We start from the raw sequence: 496 nt of genomic DNA, 5'->3' as shown, positions 1-496 counted from the left end.
CGCACCAGGCCCCAGACGGCGGCATGCGTCAGATCGGCCACCGGCTCATCCGCACCGGCCGCCACGGCACCAGAGGTCAGGACGACCAGGCGCGAGTTGGCGAAACGGTCGTCCGCCAGCCACGCCTGGACCAGCTCCAGCGCCTCGCCGGTGGCCCGGTGCGCCGCGTCGACGGGTGAGCTTTCCCCAGTCCCGCCCCTTCCCGCAACCTGGGGCAAGCCCCAGGACCCCGGACGCCCTTCGGGCGTGTCCTCAAACGCCGGACGGGCTGGACAAGCCAGGGCGACCACCACATCATCCGGCAACGCCGTGGCACCCGACTCCACCGCCGCAGCCAGCGCCTCCAGATCGGCATACGTGTCGAACCCCTGCCCGGCCGACGCCAAGCCCAGAGCGTCCGACCCCAGCAGCGCCCAACGCCCGGCCGCACCCTGCGCCGACACCTCAGCCCAGTCAAGCCGGTACAGCGACTCCTGACGGCCACCCCGCGCACCCT

Annotated in this window: 1 protein-coding gene; it reads right to left on the bottom strand. The window is 73.0% G+C overall.

The annotated features are described in order from the left end of the window. The coding region (locus tag NP777_RS47225; RefSeq protein ID WP_308405432.1) for a SpnB-like Rossmann fold domain-containing protein at positions 1 to 386 on the bottom strand (386 nt) is incomplete at its 3' end. Positions 387 to 496 lie beyond the last annotated feature (110 nt).

The organism is Streptomyces rugosispiralis (genome assembly GCF_024505145.1).
Taxonomy (GTDB): Bacteria; Actinomycetota; Actinomycetes; order Streptomycetales; family Streptomycetaceae; genus Streptomyces; species Streptomyces rugosispiralis.
Note: the sequence above shows the minus strand (reverse complement) of the source record. Positions and strands in the feature narration are given on the sequence as shown.